Here is a 240-nt window from a genome sequence, read left to right on the forward strand (position 1 = left end):
GAAGAGCGTCTTCATCGGCGTGTAATCGTCAGGCGTGTAGATCTAGGTGGGCGCCGTATCATTATAAAAAGAGTGGGGGGGGGTGGGGGGGGGGGGGGGGGGGGGGGGGGGGGGGGGGGGGGGGGGGGGGGGGGGGGGGGGGGGGGGGTGGGGGGAGGGGGGGGGGATGGGGGGGGGGGGGGGGCCGCCGGCGCACACGCAAGGCCACCACGCGCCAACCGCAAATCGAGAGCGACCGAG

General features: G+C 75.4%; 1 protein-coding gene. It reads right to left on the reverse strand.

From position 1 onward, the window contains the following. Positions 1–11 precede the first annotated feature (11 nt). Entirely contained in the window at positions 12–218 is a 207-nt protein-coding gene (locus tag AC0L23_RS40180; RefSeq protein ID WP_473358449.1) for a hypothetical protein, read from the reverse strand. Between the last annotated feature and the right edge of the window lie 22 nt (positions 219–240).

It is taken from the genome of Bradyrhizobium sp. MI1.4 (assembly GCF_055811315.1).